This is a genomic window from Virgibacillus carmonensis (assembly GCF_057836705.1).
The window spans coordinates 1-503 of record NZ_JBYQFJ010000453.1 but is presented as its reverse complement, the minus strand read 5'-3'; the positions used below and the strand labels follow the sequence as shown (position 1 = coordinate 503).

General features: G+C 40.2%; 1 protein-coding gene. It reads left to right on the top strand.

Annotated features, from left to right (window positions below):
* Position 1: 1 nt before the first annotated feature.
* A partial coding sequence (gene proB / locus AC3G7N_RS22850; RefSeq protein ID WP_489424375.1) for a glutamate 5-kinase occupies positions 2 to 503 on the top strand: 502 nt, incomplete at its 3' end.

Below are 503 nucleotides of genomic sequence, written 5' to 3'. Positions count from 1 at the left end.
AATTGGGAGCAGTTCCCTAACAAGCATAAATGGTGAAGTAAGCCGAAGAAAAGTCGAAAAGCTAGTTGATGAAGTTGTTCGCTTAAAAGATGACGGCTTTGAAGTTTTACTTGTTTCTTCAGGTGCTGTGTCGGCTGGATACCGCAGATTGGGTTATCTCACCCGTCCGGAATCATTACCTGAAAAGCAAGCATCCGCGTCCATCGGTCAGGGATTGCTTATTGAAACATATTCAGATATTTTTATGTCACATGGGTATGTTGCTTCACAGATCTTAATCACCCGTGATGATTTTTCTGATGAACATCGTTATAACAATGCACGAAATACCATTAATGTATTACTCGAGAGAGGGATTGTGCCAATCGTTAATGAAAATGACACAATTTCAATGGACTTTTTGAAATTTGGCGATAACGATACGCTCTCCGCAAAAGTTGCTGGACTTGTTGATGCGGATCAGCTAATTATCCTTTCTGATATTGATGGGTTATATGATGCAG